The organism is Taibaiella koreensis (assembly GCF_003545715.1).
Lineage (GTDB): Bacteria > Bacteroidota > Bacteroidia > Chitinophagales > Chitinophagaceae > Taibaiella > Taibaiella koreensis.
Genome location: NZ_QVNU01000016.1, coordinates 1 through 3397, shown reverse-complemented (window position 1 = coordinate 3397; position 3397 = coordinate 1). Strand labels below are relative to the sequence as shown.

4 protein-coding genes are annotated in these 3397 nt (G+C 40.6%); all 4 read left to right on the top strand.

The window, feature by feature from the left end; genetic code table 11:
- The coding region (locus DZK30_RS25515) for an RHS repeat domain-containing protein (protein WP_317125507.1) at window positions 1-1139 on the top strand (1139 nt) is incomplete at its 5' end.
- 2 nt (window positions 1140-1141) lie between these two features.
- Entirely contained in the window at window positions 1142-1810 is a 669-nt protein-coding gene (locus tag DZK30_RS25510; protein ID WP_118977022.1) for a hypothetical protein, read from the top strand.
- A 241-nt stretch (window positions 1811-2051) separates the two neighbouring features.
- Entirely contained in the window at window positions 2052-2618 is a 567-nt protein-coding gene (locus DZK30_RS25505; protein ID WP_118977021.1) for a hypothetical protein, read from the top strand.
- Window positions 2619-2630: 12 nt separating this feature from the next.
- Window positions 2631-3041 carry a hypothetical protein gene (locus DZK30_RS25500; protein WP_118977020.1) on the top strand — a complete coding sequence of 137 codons (411 nt, stop codon included), beginning with the start codon at window positions 2631-2633 and terminating at the stop codon, window positions 3039-3041.
- Window positions 3042-3397 lie beyond the last annotated feature (356 nt).

Genomic DNA, 3397 nt, shown 5'->3' with positions numbered 1-3397 from the left:
ATTTAGCCGTATATTTGAGCAGCCGCTGGCGCAACCTGAGCTGCGTGCCCTGCGGCAATATCTTCTTTGACAAGCTGAACGTAGAAGTAAGCAAAGGCAACCTGCTGGAGGAGACCCATTATTACCCGCATGGCCTGCCCATCAAGCCGCTGAGCAGCGTGCAGGCGCCCACGGGTGGCTACCGGGACAACCGGCGCAAGTACCAGGGCAACGAATACATACAAGACCTGGGGCTGAACTGGATGAGCTTTGGGGCCCGGCAGTACGACCCGCAGATCGGGCGGTTCTTAAGCGTGGACCCATTGGCCGATGCAAGTGGCCAGCAGATCTTCTCGCCCTATGCCGCTATGGGTAATGCACCGGAAAGTATGGTCGATCCCAATGGAGAAAAATTCACTTTCGCCACAGCTGGACTAGAAGCCGCTTTTGAAAAACTTCGCCAACAGAATCTTGAAAAGATAGAGGAATATAATAAAGAATTAAAAGGCTTGGATTTAATAGGTGGGAGTGCTCAAGTACAAGCTCGAGGCGCCTCATTAATTGCATTAATAGCAATGCATAAAGCATTTAATAAGCAATTGGATGCTATGGAAGGTGACCAAGACGTAGAATTTCACCTCTCAAATGAAACACCCTTTGACGGCGCTGCTGGTTCGACCTTTTATAACTTTAATGAAGGAAGGGTTCAATTTAACTTTGGAGGAGATGATCCTTGGCTGCCTACACTGGCTCATGAATTAAGGCATGGGTATGGTTTATTAATAGGCGAATGGGCTCCGGCTGAGAAATATGATGATGTATTATATGATATCCAAGATGAAAAGGAAGGTAACAAAACAGGATTGCTGTTTACATCACATCCGGAAGATGCAGTAAACGGTGTTTACGACAGTCAAAATTGGGATGCAGCGACGGGGCCAGAAGGAAAATATGGCCGGGCAAAAGGAAAATATGAACAACTATCTATAAACTCGTCCTTGACTACTTTAAGCAAATATTCCAACGACAAAACGTTAACTAATCCGGTTAATCCAAATCCTAACATGACAGTAGGTGATGTTTATTTTAGGATAAATGAGAATTTGATCAAAAATGGGCAAAAACCTAGATATCGTTTTGGAAAATATCTCAAAAAATGACTATGATGAAAAAAAACTTAATAGCTGCAGTGTTGCTTTTTATTAGCTTTAATAATTACGCCCAAATAAATGATATTGAAAAAGTGTCAGGTGAGTATCTTGTTACTGATAGTACCTTTGATGCTGGTGCTCATTCTCGTTTAAGTCTTTTTAAAAATGGGCAATACAAATATGAAACAGGAACACATTTACAGATATATCATTCGTATGGCGTATGGAAATTGAAAGGAGATACGGTCATACTAAATTCCTCCATAGACGAGGAAAATATACCTATTATGATAAAGGAGAGCAAGATTGATTCTTTAAATGAAAGTATCGTCATTGCACTTGTTAAAAATCTCGATGGTGATATAATGGATGCTTCATTTAAATTTAATAGTGACACAACCTTGGTGTGTGATCCACTTTTGCAAGATGGTTGTTTAAGAAAGGCGGGATCCATTAGAAATATAAAAATCAGCTTTAGTAGTAGGGCATCAACCAAATGGTATAAGATAAAGAACAGAAAGGCTAATTTAATTGAAGTTATCGCAAATGTTCACGATGTATTATCTCTGTATCTTTTTTTTCGAAATGAACAGTTTTTCTTAAAAAATGGGAATTTATTTTATCTTTTAAAAGATAAAACTAAAAATGAGAAGGGAATAATATTGAAAAAATTGGAATAGACGGGACTATCTGTTAGCACACGAATCTATTGCCCCTGTTGGCGCACGAATCGTGTGCTGCTAAAAGAAACAACCGATGCCTTAGGGTATGGGTTGTTTTGGTATGAAGGCCCTATATGCTTAGAAATTGTAGAACCTGTAGGTACGTTACCACATGTGTCTTTGCGACCCGGATAGCAGCGAAAAGCCCGGAGCCGCTGTGAGACGGTTCCGGGCTTTTTGAAAACTGGTAATAATCATATTGATCTGGAAGCAAGCAAGCAAGCAAGCAAGCAAGCTTTCTGGTTTTGCACCCGATTTTGAATCTTTTGATTCTGATATATATACAGATATAGAGAAGATGCAAAATGAGGAATATTCAAACACCGAGATGATTTGGGATCTGGCAGGGCATTCCCGGCAAGCGGTAAAGTGGGCCATGTATATCCCACAAGGCGCCTTACTTTTTTCAACTAAAACGGCTTGGGGAAGAACACTTTCAGGAGCAGGTTCCAAACTTTCGCTTTCTGAATTGAAGCTTACGAAAAGCTTCAGTGGGGTCTTGACACGAATAGGGTGGGGGTTAGGTGCTGTAAATGCGGGTTTGATCTATCACCAGTATGAAACCGGAAAAATTGGTAAATTTCAATTTGTGTCAGAAGAGGTGTCTAACGGATTATCCCAAGTTCCAATGTTGGGTTGGGCCTGGGGTGTCGGTTGGGAAGGGGGAAGATTGATTACAAATTCGAATTTCTATAAAGATAACTTGAGGCCCTACATTTGGGGAGGACTAGATTTTATAACCAATCGAAAAACTCCTTTACATTAATATAGTATTTGTATGATTTTTATATTTAAGGTTTTGTACTATCAATATTTTCGCTTTTATAAAAGGTTTGAAAAATTCGGGGAAGAGCCACACCCCCATACCAGATTTGCATTAGTGTTTTCACTTTCGCCAGTCATATTTGTTCCCATATCTTTTATGGCTATTTATTTTTGTTATGATTTGTCTACATGGTTTTATGTATCAATTCCCCTTTTATTACTTGGAATTATGTATTTTCTAAAATACAAAGGTGTGGATAGAATGATTGAAAGAGAAAGACCATTATTACTAGGAAGTAGCAAGGCTTCCGGAGTTTTTGCTGCTTTGTTTTGGGTTGCCTCTTTCACCCTACTTTTGTATGGAGGACTAAAAGCCAAAGAATATCATGAGAAAAAAAGTATAGAATGTGTAAACTTGCGATAGTGGCTCATCAAGCTGTTCGTAGCGTCTCGCTACGAACAGTCATAAGAAGATTACCGGACCTGCGTTAATCCCTCTGCTGGCGCACGAATCCTTTCGTGTGCCGCTAAACAACCGATATCACCTGGTCGTGGCGTCTCGCTACGACCAACTTTATCAAGATTAACAGACGCGTGCCCATTTATACCGGCACGTTACCACATGTGTCTTTGCGCCCCGGATAGCAGCGAAAAGCCCGTGAAAGCTTCCCTATAAACCGTAGCACATAAAATTAGAGAATTGCTATCTTTAAAAAGGGAAGACAATATGAAAAAGAGCAAATTCACAGAGAGCCAGATTCTTGGCATCCTCAAGGCCCA

What these genes read in the sequence shown, in the direction of transcription:
- DZK30_RS25500 (WP_118977020.1), top strand. Translation starts at nt 2,631, where the DNA reads ATGATTTTTATATTTAAGGTTTTGTACTATCAATATTTTCGCTTTTAT.
- DZK30_RS25510 (WP_118977022.1), top strand. Translation starts at nt 1,142, where the DNA reads ATGATGAAAAAAAACTTAATAGCTGCAGTGTTGCTTTTTATTAGCTTT.